This window comes from Herbaspirillum sp. LeCh32-8 (assembly GCF_017814915.1).
GTDB lineage: Bacteria > Pseudomonadota > Gammaproteobacteria > Burkholderiales > Burkholderiaceae_D > Herbaspirillum.
Map to the genome: position 1 here is coordinate 121,242 of NZ_JAGIPZ010000002.1, position 15,337 is coordinate 136,578.

Genomic DNA, 15,337 nt, shown 5'->3' on the forward strand with positions numbered 1-15,337 from the left:
CGGGTCCATACACTTTCTGCAGTTCATTCACGACCACTGAGAAAGCGACCCTCCCGATGTTCAAACGAATCCTGTCCACGCTGTTGTTGTCCGCCCTCGTCATCTCATCGATTCACGCGGCCCACGCCGCGCCGCAAGAGCTGAAAGTGGGCTTCGTACCCGGGCCCTACATCGACGAATTCAAGCTGGGCGTGCAGCCCGAGCTGGAAAAGAAGGGCTACAAGGTCCGCTACTACGAATTCAGTACCGGGCTGGAGGCCAACAGCGCCGTCTTCAAGGGCGACATCGACGCCAACGTGATGCAGCACACGGTGTTCCTCGACTCCTATAACGAGCGCAACAAGACCGACCTGGTCGGCATCGTGCAGGTGCCGACTCCCCCCATGGGGCTGTACTCCAAAAAGCACAAGGACCTGAAGAACCTGAAGAAGGGCTTCACCGTGGCCGTACCCAACGACCCGGTCAACCTGCAGCGCGCCCTGTGGATATTGCAGCGGCTGGGCTGGATCAGGATCCGCGAGAACAAGCCGGTCGACGTCACCGAGCTGGACGTGGTGGAAAACAAGGTCGGCCTGAAGCTGGTGCTGCTGGAAAACGCCCAGGGCCCGCGCGCGCTGGACGATGCCGACTTCGCCGCGATCCAGGGCAACTTCGCCATCTTCGCCAAGTTGAAGCTGTCCGAAGCCTTTATCCTTGAAGACATGAAGCCGCCCTACATCAACGTGCTGGCAGTGAAGAAGACGCGCCAGTCGGATGCCTACGCGCGCGACCTGGTGGAGGCGTATCGGTCGGAGAATTTCCAGAAGGCGATCCGCAGCGAGCGCTTCTATGACGGCTTCACGTTGCCGGATTACTTTGGCAGTACGAAAAAGAACTGAAAGACGACTCGTGCGGCCGATATGCAATTGAAGTAACAAATATCATCCGTCGTCCCTGCGAAAGCAGGGACCCAGCGTCTTTCGTTGCATCCCGCCGAGGCATGAGCGGCACAACAAACGTCACTGGGTCCCTGCTTTCGCAGGGACGACACCTAGGCGGTTGGCAACGCCGGTGGAGTCTCAAGTGACCACTTGCCCGTCATCCCGGCGCAGGCCGGGACCCAGTGTCGTTCGCGGTGCGGAAAGGAAGATTGGCAGAGGCCTCAGGCGGCCTGCGCGGATGATGCAGGGAGATTGACCGGCCGCGCCAGGCCGAAATGTTCGCGCAGTGTGCGCCCCACATATTCAGTGCGGAACAGGCCGCGTTGCTGCAGGATCGGCACCACGCCATCGGCGAAATCCTGCAAGCCGCTGGGCAGCGCATCGGGCATGAGGTTGAAGCCGTCGGCTGCGCCGGCCTTGAACCAGCGCTCGATCTCATCGGCAATCTGTTCCGGCGTACCGACCAGCACCCGATGGCCGCCGCCGCCGCACAGCGCGCGGATCACGTCGCGCACCGTGTGCGCGCGGCTCTTCACCAGCGACAGCGTGGCGTGGAAGAAGGTGTGGTTGCCGTTGCCGCCGTTGGGCAGCGCCAGGTCGGCCGGCAGCGGCTTGTCCAGCTCCAGGCGCTCGACCGGGATGCCCAGCGTGCCGGCCAGCCGCTTCAGGCTGTAGCTCCACGGAATCATGTCGACCAGCTCGTCGCGCCGGCGCAGCGCTTGCGCTTCGGTGGCGCCGACGATGGTGGCCAGGCCCGGCAGGATCTTCACCGCATGCGGCCCGCGCCCCAGTGCGGCGGCGCGTTCATTGATGGCGCGGCTATAAGCCAGCGATTCTTCTATCGTGTGCGCCGCCGAGAACACCGCCTCGGCATGGCGCGCGGCCAGCTCGCGACCGTCGCCGGAGCCGCCGGCCTGTATCAGCACCGGTTGTCCTTGCGGCGTGCGCGGCAGGTTCAGCGGGCCCTGCACGCTGAAGTGCGCGCCGCGATGCGAGATCGGGCGCACCCTGGACTCGTCGATGAAGCGGCCGCTGGCCTTGTCGCCGATGACGGCGTCGTCTTCCCAGCTGTTCCACAAGGCCTTGACCACGCTGGTGAATTCATCGGCGCGCGCGTAGCGGCCGCCGTGGTCGGGGACGGCGTCCAACCCGAAGTTGCGCGCCGAGCCCGGGTCGGCGGTGGTGACGATGTTCCAGCCGGCGCGACCGCCGCTGACATGATCCAGCGTGGCGAAGCGGCGCGCGATGTTGTACGGCTCGTTATAGCTGGTGGAGGCGGTGCCGATGATGCCGATGTGCGTGGTAGCCGCCGCGACGGTGGCCAGCAGCACGGTCGGCTCCAGCGCCGTGATCGGGCGAAAGTCGATCTGCTCGATGATGGAGGCATTGTCGGCCAGGAACACCGCGTCGAACTTGGCGGCCTCGGCGATGCGCGCCACCTTGACGTAGTGAGCGGCATCGGTGAAGGCCAGCGGGTCGGCCTCCGGCAGGCGCCAGGCCGACGGGATGAAACCGGAGTGCAGGATGTTGACGTTCAGGTGCAACTGGCGCGGCGCGGTGGTCTGGCTCATGGCGAGGCTCCGCTCAATGCACGCGCGGGAACCCGTGGCGTTGCGCCAGCAGGTCAAGGATGCGGCGGGTGTCGGTGACGAAGCGGCGACCGTTGGCCGATTGCGCATCCTCCGGCGGCGGCGCCTGGTCGCCCAGGATCAGCACCGGCAGCCCCTGGTGCTGCTCGCCCAGCAAGGCGACCACCTCGGCGCGCGGGCGCGTGAAGGGCAGGCGCTTGATGTCCAGCCCTCTGGCGCGTTCCGGATCGCCCGCCAGCAGGCCTTCAACGGGAATGCCGTCAGGGCAGACGAAGCTCTGGGCAGGATGGGCGGGGTCGGTAAAACCGTGTTCAAGCAACAGCAGCAGGTCGCGGCTCATGGCGCAGGTTTCCTTTGAGTGGTGATCGAAAGATTCTGGGTCGCCGACGATGCAGCGGCCACGAATATATCTGCATAACCATATGCGGGCCGGCGCTACAATGCCAACGTGCCCGGGGAGGGCCGTGCCGTCCGATCAACAACGATTACTGACTACTGACGACTGCCGATGGGTTTTCTTTCTTTGCTGTTGCTGCTGCCGCTGGCCTTGATGGTTGCCGGCCTGGCGGCGTGGGGTTCATTCGCATTGTGGTTCCAGCTGCCGGGTCCGGTGTGGCTTCGCATTGCCGTGATCGGCCTCTGGTGCCTGCCGGCACTGGCTACGCTGGCGGCCCTGGCCGGCTGGAGCGGCATCTGGCGCTGGGCGCCGGCGGCCTTCGTGTTGAGCGTGGTGCTGATGTTCTCGTGGTGGCACACCATCGTGCCCAGCCATGAACGTGTATGGGCCGACGACGTGGCGCGCATGCTGGGTTCGCAGGTACAGGGCGACCAAGTGGTGCTGGAGAACGTGCGCAACTTCGCCTGGCGCAGCGAGACCGACTACGACGCCCATTGGGAAACGCGCCGCTACGATCTCGGCCAACTGGTCTCGGCCGACCTGCTGCTGTCGTACTGGATGGGCCCGGCGATCGCGCACACGCTGGTGTCCTTCGGCTTTGCCGATGGCCGGCGGCTGGTGTTCTCGCTGGAGATCCGGCGCGAAAAGGGCGAGAGCTTCTCCGCCCTGGGCGGCTTCTTCCGCCGTTTCGAAACCGTCATCGTCGCCGCCGACGAGAGCGATATCGTGCGCACCCGCACCAATGCGCGCGGCGAGGACGTCTATCTGTATCGGCTGCGCCTGCGGCCCGAGCAGCTGCGGCTGGTCTTCCTCGGCTACCTGGAACGCGCGGCCCAGCTGCGCGCCGAGCCGAGGTTCTACAACACGCTCACCAGCAATTGCACCACCATCGTATTCGAGCTGGCGCGCCGGCTGTCGCCCACGCTGCCGCTGAACTATCGGTTGCTGCTGTCGGGCTACTTCGCCGAGTACGCCTACGACCATGGCGGCCTGGTGGACGGTCATTCCTTCGAGGAGCTGAAAGCCGCCGGCCGCATCACGCAGCGCGCGCTGGACGGCGGCACGGATGAACACTATTCCAAGGCCATCCGGCGCGGTGTGCCCGGCGTGAGCGAGGCGGAGTTGCGTTGAGCCGTGCTGACCCGCATTGACCCGCATTGATGCCTCGGCCTGTGGCGGCCGCTGTCGAGGCCATAAAAAAGCCCGGGAACGTTGCCGTCCCCGGGCGACCTCCGCCGGCCCCTGCGGGCGGCAGGAGCTGCTCACCGTGATTATTGGGTGCCGGTCTTGCCTGCGCTTGCATCCTTGCCGGCGTTCCAGTCGGCCGCGCGGTCCGAGGCCGATCCCGCCACCGAATACAGCGCGCCCGGCGCATTGCGGGTCTGCTGGAAGTCGGCCAGCGACTGGCCGCGCATGGCGGCGTAGATGTGCAGGTTGGATACACCCACCACCGCACCCAGCTTCTCCAGCAGGAAGAAGATCACGCCGTAGCGAATCATGGCCTGCCAGTCGCGGCGGCTGATCATGTCGCGCTCTTCGGGCGAGAGGCCGGCTTCTTCATAGGTCGATGCCGGGTCGGCCAGGAAACGTTCGCGGAAGGCCGGCTGGATCAGCTGATACAGGTAACGGTTGACGCGGTAGCGCTCGTTGCTGGTCTGCAGCGTGAACGGGTAGGTGCCTTCCAATTTCTCGATGCCGTCCAGCTGGTACGCCACGTGCGCGCGGTGCTCCTCTGCGCGGCGCGCCTGCAGGGCGGATTCGACGGCATTGTCGTCAGCGGCGGGTTCATAGACGGCCACCGCGATGCCGGTCATCGACGGCAGGTAGTACTCGCGGTGGCGGCAGTGGATGCCGGCCGGCATGGCGCCGCGCATCACCAGCCACATGATCACCTCCGCGCTTTCCAGCCCGCCCAGCGTGGCCAGCTCGGCGTGGGTCAGGTTGGCCAGGGTCTCGGGATCGTTCTCCAGCAGGTCGAGGAAGCGGTGGTCCCACGGCGTGTTGTTGAAGCCGGCGCGCTCGCCGTGCACCTGGTGCGACAGGCCGCCGGTGGCCACCAGCACCACGTTGAGGTCTTCAGGATAACTCTCGATGGCGCGGCGCAGCGCCTGGCCCAGCTTGTAGCAGCGGCGCGCGGTCGGGATCGGGAACTGCAGCACGCCCACCTGCAGCGGGATGATCTTGCCGGGCCAGCCTTCCTGGTGTTCCCACAGCATCGACAGCGGCGAGAAGCAGCCGTGGTCCAGCGGCTTCTCCTGGAAGAAGGACATGTCGAACTCGTCGGCCATCAGCGAGCTGCCGATATGGCGCGCCAGCGCCGCATGGCCGCCCACCGGCGGCAGCTTGCGCGCGCCGCCGCCTTCGTCGGCCACCTTGTACTCGCTGCCCACGCCCAGCGCGAAGGCCGAGTAGTGGTCGAAGAAGAAGGAGGTCACGTGGTCGTTGTAGACCACCAGCATGACGTCCGGCTTCTTTTCCTTGAGCCATTTCTGCACCGGCTCGTAGGCCTTGAAGATCGGCGACCAGACCTGGTCGTGCTGCTTGCCGGCGTCCAGCGCGAAGCCGATGGTGGGGGTATGCGACGTAGCGACTGCGCCTACGATGTTTGCCATGACGACTGTTTCCTATTTCCAGTGAAGCTTGTAGTGCAGCTTATTTACAGTTTATGCGGTCACCGGGCGTTGGCCCAGTTGAATGAAGGCGATGATCAGCGCCGCCAGGGCGGCCGGCACGGCCAGGATGGCGATCACCGATCCGAAGCTCCAACCCAGCGACAGCAGCACGCCGCCGGCAAACGAGCCGAGGATGCTGCCGAAACGGCCCACGCCTTGCATCCACGACACGCCGGTGGCGCGCACCGCGGTCGGATAGCAGGACGGCGCGAAGGCGTTCAGGCCGGTCTGGGCGCCGCTCATGCAAAAGCCCGCCAGCAGCACGTAGGCCGCGAACATGCCCGACTGCACGCTGCCCGAGGCCAGCAGCAGGATGAACACGGCGCCGCTGACATAGGCCGCTGCAATGGCGCGGCTGGGCGACCAGCGGTCCATCAGGTAGCCTACCACCAGCGCGCCGACGGTGCCGCCCAGCTGGAACAGCGCGGTGATGCTGGCCGCCTTCTCGATGGGCAGGCCGGCGTCCTTGATCAGCGTCGGCAACCAGCCCGACAGCAGATAGATCACCAGCAGGCCCATGAAGTAGGTGCCCCACAGCGACAGCGTGGTCTTGCGGTAAGAGTTCGACAGCAGCACCTTGCCCGGCTGCGCGCTCTTGACCTGCGGCTCGCTGACGCTGAAGGTCTGGCCGGGGGCGAACTCGCCGCCGCACACGCGCGACAGCGTACGCGCCACGCGGTCGGCGGGATAGTTCTTCACCACCATGAAGCGCGCCGACTCCGGCACCAGCCACAGATAGAACGGCAGGCACAGCAGGGGGATCGCGCCGCCGGCCACCAGCACCGCACGCCATCCGTGCTCCGGCAGCAGCGCCGCGGCCATGAAGCCCACCAGTCCCGAACCCAGGTTGAAGCCGGTGAACATGATTGCCAGCAGGGTGCTGCGCGAACGTTCCGGCACGTATTCGGAGAGCAGCGTGGTGGCATTGGGCATGGCCGCGCCCAGGCCCAGGCCGGTCAGGAAACGCAGCGCCGACAAGGTCACCACGTCATGCGCGGCGGCCGAGGCCAGGCTGAAGATGCCGAACCAGGTCACGGCGGTCATCAGCAGTTTCTTGCGGCCGTAGCGGTCCGACAGCGGGCCGACCAGCAGCGCGCCGATGGCCAGGCCGATCGGCGCGGCGCTCATCACCACGCCGAAGGCGGCGCGGGAGATGCCCCATTCCTTGGTGATGCCGGGTGCGAGAAAGCCCATGATGGCCACGTCCATGCCGTCGGTGGCCACGATCAGGAAGCAGAGGACCAGCAGGAGCCATTGGTAGCCGGACATCTTGCGTCCGTTGATGTGCGCCCGCACGTCCAGCGATTGTGCTGTATTCATTAAGTCTCCGTGTAGATATCAATTTATAGGGGAGTGCGCCGCTTGTGTGTACGCGGCTTGAAAAATGCTTGCCGAAGTGCAAACGGCCTGCCTCGACAATGAAAGGAGTGTAAGTCCGCCGATGTGGCCGAGTATTGCTTTCGGCTGCGTGAGCGTTGCCATTTCCTAATTGGAGTGGATTTTTACATGTTGCGGGAATGCGCCCGGACGAGGCGAGGGAGGCGGCCCGAAGAGGCGAGCAGCCGCACCGGCGGGGCATTCTCGCCGTTGCAGGCGGCGCGAGTTACTTCCAGGAGGCGGCCGCCGCCTCGATTTCCTGTTGCAGCGCGCGGGCGCCGGGCGAGAGGTGTGCGCCTTTTCTTTGCATGATGCCGATCCGGCGCTCCATGCCGCGCATGGCGAAGGGCAGCGCGGTCAGTTGCCCGGTGGCGATTTCATGGTGCAGCTGGTGGGCCGAGATCACGGTCAGCATGTCGCTGGAAACCAGCAGGCCGCGCAGCAACGCCAGGTCGCCCGTTTCTACCGCCGGGCGCGGCACCTCGCGGCCGCCGTCGCGGAAGAATTGTTCGATTGATTCGCGCAGCGGCGTGCCGGCGCGCGACAGCACCCAGGGATAACCGTCGAGGTCGGCCGGCGCCAGCTTGCGACGGCCCGCCAGCGGATGGCCCGCGCGCGCGATCAGCACGGCGCTGTCGGCCACCAGCGGCCGCATGTCGAAGGTGTCGCTGGAAAAGGCGCGCAGCGCGCCGACGATGAAGTCGATGCGTCCGCTCATCAGGCCGGCGGCCAGCTCTTCATAAGGGCTTTCCAGCGAGCGGATCTGCAGCCGGGGATGTTTTTGCAGCACGCGCGCCAGCGCCGTGGGCAACAGTTGGGAGCGCGCCAGCGGCAGCGCGCCGACGGTCACTGTGCCTTGCACGATGCCGGCCAGCGCGGCGATGTCGGCGGGAATGTGGCGCAGCTCGGCCAGCGCGCGCTCGAAGCGCTCGGTCCAGCGCCGGCCGGCGTCGGTGGGCAGCATGCCGTGCGCGGTGCGAAAGAACAGCGGCTGGCCGAGGATGCCTTCCAGCATCGAGATGGCTTGGCTCACGGCCGAGGGCGACACCTCCATCAGGCGCGCCACGCTCGGCATGTGGTGGGTCTCGGCCAGCAGGGTGGTGGCCTGCAGGCGGCGTTCGTTGAACAGCGCATCCAGGCTGGCGACCTGGCTGCCGGTGCGCTCGCGCAGGCGCAGCGCGTCGTCACGCACTTCGCGCAGCTCGGCCTCGATGCGATCCACGCGCAGCTTCACGGCCTCGCCGGCGGCGGTCAGCAGCATGCCGCGCCCCTTGCGCTCGAACAGCTGGGTATCCAGGCTCTGCTCCAGCGCGGCGACCGAACGCGCCACCGCCGAGGAGGCGCGCAGCAGCGTGTCGGAGGAGCGGCGCACGCCGCCGGTGGCGGCGACCACGTTGAAGACATGCAGGTGACGCAGGTTGAGCAGGGACATGATCACGGCCTTCCGGGCAGGTTCGTTCTGAACTCGATTAGAAAATTAGAACAGAGGAACGGATACAACGCAACCAAGCGCGACCATCGCTCACGCATACTCGGCGCACATTCAACAAGGCCCAGCGCCAAGGTTAATAACGTGCCCGACGTGTCGCTTCCTGATAGCCCCGACCTGCAGCCCTTGCCCTGCACCCTGATGCGGGGCGGCACATCGCGCGGGCCGTTCTTCCTGGCCGACGACTTGCCGACCGACGTTGCACGGCGCGACCGCGTGCTGCTGGCGGCCATGGGCTCGCCCGACCGCCGCCAGATCGACGGCCTGGGCGGGGCTCATCCGCTGACCAGCAAGGCCGGCATCGTCAGCCGCAGCGCGCGGCCGGGCGTCGACCTGGAGTTCCTGTTCGCGCAGCTGCAGCCGGACTCCGATCGGGTCGACACCACCCCCAACTGCGGCAACATGCTGGCAGCGGTGCTGCCCTTCGCGATCGAGCGCGGCCTGGTGGCGCCGGGCGACGCCGTGACCACGGCGCGCATCCTCACGCTCAATACCGGCATGTTGTGCGACGTCACCGTGCAGACGCCGGGCGGCCGCCTGCGCTATGCCGGCGACACCGGCATCGACGGCGTGCCGGGCACTGCGGCGCCGGTGAAGATCAATTTCCTCGATACCGCCGGCTCGGTGTGTCCAGCCATGCTGCCCAGCGGCAAGGTGCTCGACCATATCAAGTTCTCCACAGCCGACGGCGCGGCGCATGAGCTCGCGGCCACGCTGATCGACAACGGCATGCCCATGGTGCTGGTGCGCGCGGCCGAGCTGGGAATCTCCGGCGAAGAGAGCGTGGCCGAGCTCAACGGCAACGCCGCGCTGAAGGCCAAGCTGGAAGCGCTGCGCCTGGCGGCCGGCCCGCTGATGGGCTTGGGCGACGTCGCCGCGAAGAACTATCCCAAGATGTGCCTGCTGTCAGCGCCCGTGGCCGGGGGCGCGATCGCCACCCGCTGCTTTATTCCGCATGTCTGCCATGAAGCCATCGGCGTGCTGGCGGCGGTGACGGTCGCCACCGCCTGCGTGTTGGAGGGCTCGGTGGCGCAAGGCCTGGCGCGCGCCGCCAGCGGCCTGCAGCGCACCGTGTCGGTGGAGCATCCCAGCGGTGAATTCAGCGTCGAGCTGGAGCTCGATGCCAACGACCAGCAACAAGTCGCCCGCGCCGCACTGCTGCGCACGGCGCGTCCCATCATGCGCGGCGAAGTCCTGGTGCCCGCCGCGCTCCTGCACGACATCTGAACGACAAGAACGAGAACCGCCCATGAGAGATTCACTGATCATCGATTGCCACGGCCACTACACCACCGCGCCCAAAGCGCTGGAGGACTGGCGCAACCGGCAGATCGCCAACCTGAAGACGCCAGAACTCGGCCCGAAAGTGGCCGAGCTGAAGATCAGCGACGACGAGCTGCGCGACTCCATCGAGACCAACCAGCTGCGCCTGATGAAAGAGCGCGGCGCCGACCTGACCATCTTTTCGCCGCGCGCCTCGTTCATGGCGCACCACATCGGCGACCTGAACACCAGCCAGACCTGGGCGGCGATCTGCAACGAGCTCTGCCATCGCGTGGCGCAATTGTTCCCGGACCACTTCATCGGCGCGGCCATGCTGCCGCAGTCGCCCGGTGCGGACATCCGCAGCTCGATCGCCGAGCTGGAAAAGTGCGTGAGGGAGTATGGCTTCGTCGGCGTCAACCTGAACCCGGATCCCTCCGGCGGCCACTGGACCTCGCCGCCGCTGTCCGATAAGTCTTGGTATCCGCTGTACGAAAAGATGGTGGAGCTGGACGTACCGGCCATGATCCACGTCAGCACTAGCTGCAACGCCTGCTTCCACACCACCGGCGCGCACTACCTGAACGCCGACACCACCGCCTTCATGCAGTGCCTGACTTCCGACCTGTTCAAGGATTTCCCGACGCTGAAGTTCCTGATCCCGCACGGCGGCGGCGCGGTGCCTTACCACTGGGGGCGTTTCCGCGGACTGGCGCAGGAGATGAAAAAGCCGCTGCTGCAGGAGCACCTGCTGAACAACATCTTCTTCGACACCTGCGTCTACCACCAGCCGGGCATCGACCTGCTGACCAAGGTAATCCCTGTCGACAACGTACTGTTCGCCTCCGAGATGATCGGCGCGGTGCGCGGCATCGACCCCGAGACCGGCCACTACTACGACGACACCAAGCGCTACATCGAGGCGGCCAATCTCAGCAACGAAGAACGTCATCAAATCTATGAAGGCAACGCCCGCCGCGTGTACCCGCGCCTGGACGCCGCCCTGACTGCGAAAGGACTGTAAGCATGAGCACACCGCTGGTCAATCAACTGGGCGTGGTCAAACGCCACATCGCGCGCGCCGATGCCGGCGTGGCAGCGCAGCTCGGCAAGTTCGGCGCGGCCACCGTGCATGAGGCGCAGGGCCGTACCGGCTTGCTGAAACCCTATATGCGCCCGATCTATCCGGGCACGATCGTAGCCGGCACGGCAGTGACGGTGCTGCTGCACCCCGGCGACAACTGGATGCTGCACGTCGCGGCCGAGCAGATCCAGCCCGGCGACATCGTGGTGGCAGCGGTGACCGCCGACTGCACCGACGGCTATTTCGGCGACCTGCTGGCGACCAGCTTCATGGCGCGCGGCGCGAAGGCGCTGATCATCGACGCCGGCGTGCGCGACGTGAAGGTGCTGAAGGAAATGGGCTTCCCGGTCTGGAGTAAAGCGATCAGCGCCAAGGGCACGATCAAGGCCACGCTGGGCTCGGTGAACATTCCGGTGATCTGCGCCGGCGCGCTGGTCAACCCGGGCGACGTGATCGTGGCCGATGACGACGGCGTGGTGGCGGTGCCTGCCGGCGACGCGGCGCGCGTGGCGCAGGCTGCGCAACAGCGCGAGAACCTGGAGGGCGAGAAGCGCGACAAGCTGGCTGCGGGCGTACTGGGGCTGGACATGTACAACATGCGCGGGCCGCTGGAGGCCGCCGGCCTGAAGTATATCGACTGACATTGATCTCGCGCAGCGAGGAGGGAGGGGCAGCGGCGCGCCGCAGAAAAAACACACCGGCGCAAGAAGCCGGAAGGAAAAAGCACAAGCCGCAACAAGAACAACAAGCATCAAGGCAATACGGCAGCAGAGCAGCAGAACAAAAACGGACGGCAGCATCGTCCACACAATTCGCCAATCTGAAGAGAAAGAGGAAGACACCATGCAAACCGCGCAACACACCCACGACACGTCCGCCCGCGGCGTCACATCATCCGCGCCCTCCGGCTGGAAGGACCGCTCGGCGCTGATCCGCGCCGGCATCATCGGCGGCCTGACCGGCGGCGTCATCATCTGGATCTATGAAGCGCTGGTCTGGGTCGGCGCCCAGCACCTGATGCCGCTGGCCGGCATCCCGCGCAACGCCACCGGCCTGGTGTTCGGCAAGGAGGTGCAGGAGTCGCTGGGCATCCTGGCCTACTTCGTCGGCACCGGCATCCACTTTTTCTTCACGCTGGTGTGGGGCATCCTGTTCGCGGCGATCTGGCCGCATTTCCGTCGCAAGGGTTACGAGGCCACCTTCATCGCGCTGTTCTACGCGGTGGTGGCGTGGATCCTGATGCACGTGGCCATCATGATCGCCTCCGACAACCATCCGAACTACTACGACCCGGCCATCATCATCGGCGGCTTCATGTCGCACATCTTCTTCACCGTTCCACTGGCGCTGATCGTCAAGAAGCACTTCGAACGACAGGCCTGATTCAACAGCGGCATGCGCATCCGCCGGCGGTTCGCCCGCCGGCGGCGGGGGACGGCTTGCCCGCGACTGTCGCAGCACGGCATGTCGAGAGCGCAATGCAAGCGCGACGGAAGCGAAAAAAAGCACAGCGGGGCGCCGTCGCGCCGACAGATTTTCAACCCGCAACATCACAACATCGACAACATCGATACACCTTGAGGAGGAGCTCAGATGCATTTCAATACCAGGATCAAACTGTTGCCCGCGGCGCTGCTGCTGGCGGCGGCACCGGCGGCGTTCGCCCAGAGTTCGGTCACCATCTACGGCGTGCTGGACGTCTACACCGCCTACCAGAAGAGCACCGTCGGCGGCAAGAACACCTCGCTGTGGGCCATGGGCAACAACGGCGAAATGACCAGCCGCCTGGGCTTCAAGGGCAGCGAGGACCTGGGCGGCGGCTACCGCGCCACCTTTAACCTGGAGACCGGCTTCGATCCCAGCACCGGCGGCCTGCAGAACAGCTACCGCTTCTTTGACCGTCAGTCCTGGGTCGGCTTGGGCGGCGGTTTCGGCGAGGTACGCGTGGGGCGCCAGAACACGCCGATGTTCCTCTACGCCGGCAACATGGACGCCTTCGGCGCGGCCACCTACGGCTCGGCCTATAACAACTTCGCCAACTGGCTGGCGCGGGTGGACAACGACATCAGCTACATCTCGCCCAAGTTCGCCAACTCCACGCTTGAGCTGCACTACTCGGTGGGCGAGCGCGCAGGCAGCACGGCGTCGAACTCGGTCTACCAGGTCGGCTTCCAGACCCAGCAGGGCCCGCTGTATGTCGGCAGCGCCTACCTCAATGCCAACAACGCCACCAACACCAACAGCGTCAAGCAGTTCATGTTGGGCGGCAACTATGACTACGGCGGCGGCAAGTTCTACCTGGCCTTCTTCCGCACCAACGAAGTGATTTCGGCTACCACCGGCAACGTGTTCACCAACCCGGCCGGCAAGTACGACCCGAGCGGCTCCGTGGTCGGCAACACCGCGGGCAACTATCACAACACCTACAGCCTGTCGGCCGACTACCGCATCAACGCCAGCACCACGGTGGGCGCCGGCGGCGGTTACATCAAGGACAGCTCCAGCTACAACAACAACGCCAAACAGTTCAGCCTGATCGTGAACTACGACCTGTCCAAGCGCACCCGCCTGTACGCGGTGGCCTCGCGGCTGATCAACCAGAACACGGCGGCCTACAAGATGACCGGCGCCAGCTACACCGCCAGCCAGGCGCTGAGCCCGGACGCCGGCGCCAGCGAGACCGGCGTGCAGCTCGGCATTCGCCATACCTTCTGATCCGGCGGCCGTTGCCCGTCCGTCCCTGCCGCTGCATGCAGGGTTGGACGGGCAAATGTGTTTACCGGATATGCAAGTTCAAAATCATTCCTTATCGCAGCGGCCAAAGCTGATTAGGATTTTCCTTCGCAACGCGGCGTCGCCGCGCGCAATCTGTGAAGGAAGCCCTCCATGTCCGAAGCGGTCAACCGCCTCTCCTTGCCGGTCTCTGCGCCCGTTTCTCCTGCAGCGCCAGCCGCTGCGCCGGAGAAATCCGCCGTGCGCGCCGGCCCCGGTCCGCGCGCGCTGTTCCTGATTTCCTGGCTTGCCCCGCTGGCGTTGCTGCTGGCGTGGGAGGCCTTCGCCCGCGCCGGCGTGCTGTCGCCGCAGGTCTTGCCGGCGCCCAGCAAGGTGTTCGTCACCGCATGGAACCTGATCGGCCAGGGACGCTTGCTGTCCGACCTCGGCGCCAGCCTGCTGCGGGCCTCGGCCGGCTTCGTCATCGGCGGCAGCATCGGCTTCGGGCTGGGTACGCTGGTCGGATTTTCGCGCCTGGCCGAGGCGCTGTTCGACCGCAGCGTGCAGATGGTGCGCGCCGTGCCTTTCCTGGCGGCGCTGCCGCTGGTGATCGTGTGGTTCGGCGTGGGCGAGGGCGGCAAGGTGTTCCTGGTGTCGCTGGGCGTGCTGTTCCCGATCTATATCAATACGGTGCTGGGCATCCGCCAGGTGGATCCCAAACTGATCGAGCTGGGCCGCGTGACCGGGTTGTCGAACTGGCCCCTGATCCGCCGCATCGTGCTGCCGGGCGCCTTGCCCTCGATTTTGGCAGGCGTACGCTACGCGTTGGCAGTGGCATGGCTGGCGCTGGTGATCGCCGAGACCATCGCCGCCAACGTCGGCATCGGCTCGCTGGCGATGGATGCGCGCGAGTTCCTGCAGACCGACGTGATCGTGCTGACCATCGTCATCTACGCCGGCATCGGCGTGCTCTCCGACGGCATCGCCCGCGCGCTGGAGCGCAAGCTGCTGGCCTGGCATCCGAACTATGCGGGGAGGGGCCGCTGATGTCGCCGCTCACTCATACCATGCATCCGGCCGGCATCGAGGAAGCTGCGGTCACCGTCAGCAAGCTGCAGCGCCGCTACGGCGACCGCACCGTCATCAAGGGCCTGAACCTGCGCATCGCGCGCGGCGAGTTCGTGGCGCTGCTGGGCGAAAGCGGTTGCGGAAAAACCACCTTGCTGCGCGCGTTGGCCGGGCTGGATCCGATCGACGCCGGGCGCATCGACGGCGCTGCGCAGCCGGCGGTGGTGTTTCAGGAGCCGCGCCTGATTCCGTGGAATCCGCTGTGGCGCAACGTCTCGCTGGGCATGGACGACAAGACCGGCAAGCCGCTGGCAAAAGCCGCGCTGGAAGAGGTCGGCCTGGGCCAGCGCATCGACGACTGGCCGCGCAATCTCTCCGGCGGCCAGGCCCAGCGCGTGGCGCTGGCGCGCGCACTGGTGCGCGAGCCGCGCCTGCTGCTGCTGGACGAACCCTTCGCCGCCCTCGACGCGCTGACCCGCATCCGCATGCATGCGCTGGTGCGCCAGCTGCTGGAACGACATCGTCCCGGGGTGCTGCTGGTCACGCATGACGTGGACGAGGCCATCGTGCTGGCCGACCGCATCCTGGTGATGCGCGACGGCGCCATCGCCAGCGACTACACCGTGGCGCGCGAGGCGGCGCACCACCGCGCCCATCCCGCTGCCGAAGCACTGCGTGCGCAGTTGCTGGCGGAGCTGGGCGTGGCCGCCGCAGCCTGACTTCCCTTTCACATTGTTCGTGCCGCCGGCGCAGCCGGCGGCGTTCC

Annotated in this window: 14 protein-coding genes; 9 read left to right on the top strand and 5 right to left on the bottom strand. The window is 66.2% G+C overall.

Going from position 1 to position 15,337, the window contains the following annotated elements; translation table 11 throughout:
* Positions 1-56: 56 nt before the first annotated feature.
* Positions 57-878: a MetQ/NlpA family ABC transporter substrate-binding protein gene (locus J8I26_RS05700; protein ID WP_209605024.1), complete on the top strand. Its 822-nt coding sequence runs from the start codon at positions 57-59 to the stop codon at positions 876-878.
* 263 nt (positions 879-1,141) lie between these two features.
* Here J8I26_RS05700 and J8I26_RS05705 read toward each other — a convergent pair whose 3' ends face one another.
* Together J8I26_RS05705 and J8I26_RS05710 are read right to left on the bottom strand one after the other, a co-directional pair.
* Entirely contained in the window at positions 1,142-2,491 is a 1,350-nt protein-coding gene (locus tag J8I26_RS05705) for an LLM class flavin-dependent oxidoreductase (protein ID WP_209605026.1), read from the bottom strand.
* A 13-nt stretch (positions 2,492-2,504) separates the two neighbouring features.
* On the bottom strand, positions 2,505-2,849 hold the full coding sequence (locus J8I26_RS05710; RefSeq protein WP_209605028.1) for a DUF3088 domain-containing protein: 345 nt from the start codon (positions 2,847-2,849) through the stop codon (positions 2,505-2,507).
* Between the two features lie 168 nt (positions 2,850-3,017).
* Between J8I26_RS05710 and J8I26_RS05715 the strand changes: the two genes are divergently transcribed.
* On the top strand, positions 3,018-4,037 hold the full coding sequence (locus J8I26_RS05715; RefSeq protein WP_209605030.1) for a DUF4105 domain-containing protein: 1,020 nt from the start codon (positions 3,018-3,020) through the stop codon (positions 4,035-4,037).
* A 140-nt stretch (positions 4,038-4,177) separates the two neighbouring features.
* Here J8I26_RS05715 and J8I26_RS05720 read toward each other — a convergent pair whose 3' ends face one another.
* From J8I26_RS05720 to J8I26_RS05730, 3 genes are all read right to left on the bottom strand, one after another.
* Positions 4,178-5,518, bottom strand: a complete 1,341-nt coding sequence (locus J8I26_RS05720) for a gallate dioxygenase (RefSeq protein ID WP_209605032.1) — start codon at positions 5,516-5,518, stop codon at positions 4,178-4,180.
* Positions 5,519-5,569: 51 nt separating this feature from the next.
* Entirely contained in the window at positions 5,570-6,898 is a 1,329-nt protein-coding gene (locus J8I26_RS05725; RefSeq protein WP_209605034.1) for an aromatic acid/H+ symport family MFS transporter, read from the bottom strand.
* Between the two features lie 283 nt (positions 6,899-7,181).
* On the bottom strand, positions 7,182-8,387 hold the full coding sequence (locus tag J8I26_RS05730; RefSeq protein ID WP_209605036.1) for a LysR family transcriptional regulator: 1,206 nt from the start codon (positions 8,385-8,387) through the stop codon (positions 7,182-7,184).
* A 150-nt stretch (positions 8,388-8,537) separates the two neighbouring features.
* On the opposite strand from J8I26_RS05730, the gene J8I26_RS05735 reads away from it, so the two are divergent.
* From J8I26_RS05735 to J8I26_RS05765, 7 genes are all read left to right on the top strand, one after another.
* A complete protein-coding gene (locus J8I26_RS05735) occupies positions 8,538-9,671 on the top strand; it encodes a 4-oxalomesaconate tautomerase (protein ID WP_348635284.1) in 1,134 nt (377 codons plus the stop codon).
* 34 nt (positions 9,672-9,705) lie between these two features.
* Positions 9,706-10,731: an amidohydrolase family protein gene (locus J8I26_RS05740; RefSeq protein WP_209605793.1), complete on the top strand. Its 1,026-nt coding sequence runs from the start codon at positions 9,706-9,708 to the stop codon at positions 10,729-10,731.
* Positions 10,732-10,733: 2 nt separating this feature from the next.
* Positions 10,734-11,432, top strand: a complete 699-nt coding sequence (ligK, locus tag J8I26_RS05745; RefSeq protein WP_209605040.1) for a 4-carboxy-4-hydroxy-2-oxoadipate aldolase/oxaloacetate decarboxylase — start codon at positions 10,734-10,736, stop codon at positions 11,430-11,432.
* A 202-nt stretch (positions 11,433-11,634) separates the two neighbouring features.
* Positions 11,635-12,174, top strand: a complete 540-nt coding sequence (locus J8I26_RS05750) for a hypothetical protein (RefSeq protein WP_245200149.1) — start codon at positions 11,635-11,637, stop codon at positions 12,172-12,174.
* 210 nt (positions 12,175-12,384) lie between these two features.
* Positions 12,385-13,506: a porin gene (locus J8I26_RS05755; protein WP_209605042.1), complete on the top strand. Its 1,122-nt coding sequence runs from the start codon at positions 12,385-12,387 to the stop codon at positions 13,504-13,506.
* 171 nt (positions 13,507-13,677) lie between these two features.
* Positions 13,678-14,550: an ABC transporter permease subunit gene (locus J8I26_RS05760; protein WP_209605044.1), complete on the top strand. Its 873-nt coding sequence runs from the start codon at positions 13,678-13,680 to the stop codon at positions 14,548-14,550.
* Positions 14,550-15,290, top strand: coding sequence for an ABC transporter ATP-binding protein (locus tag J8I26_RS05765; RefSeq protein WP_209605046.1), 741 nt, complete (start codon positions 14,550-14,552; stop codon positions 15,288-15,290). The genes J8I26_RS05760 and J8I26_RS05765 overlap by 1 nt, the downstream gene beginning before the upstream one ends.
* The last annotated feature ends 47 nt before the right edge of the window (positions 15,291-15,337 follow it).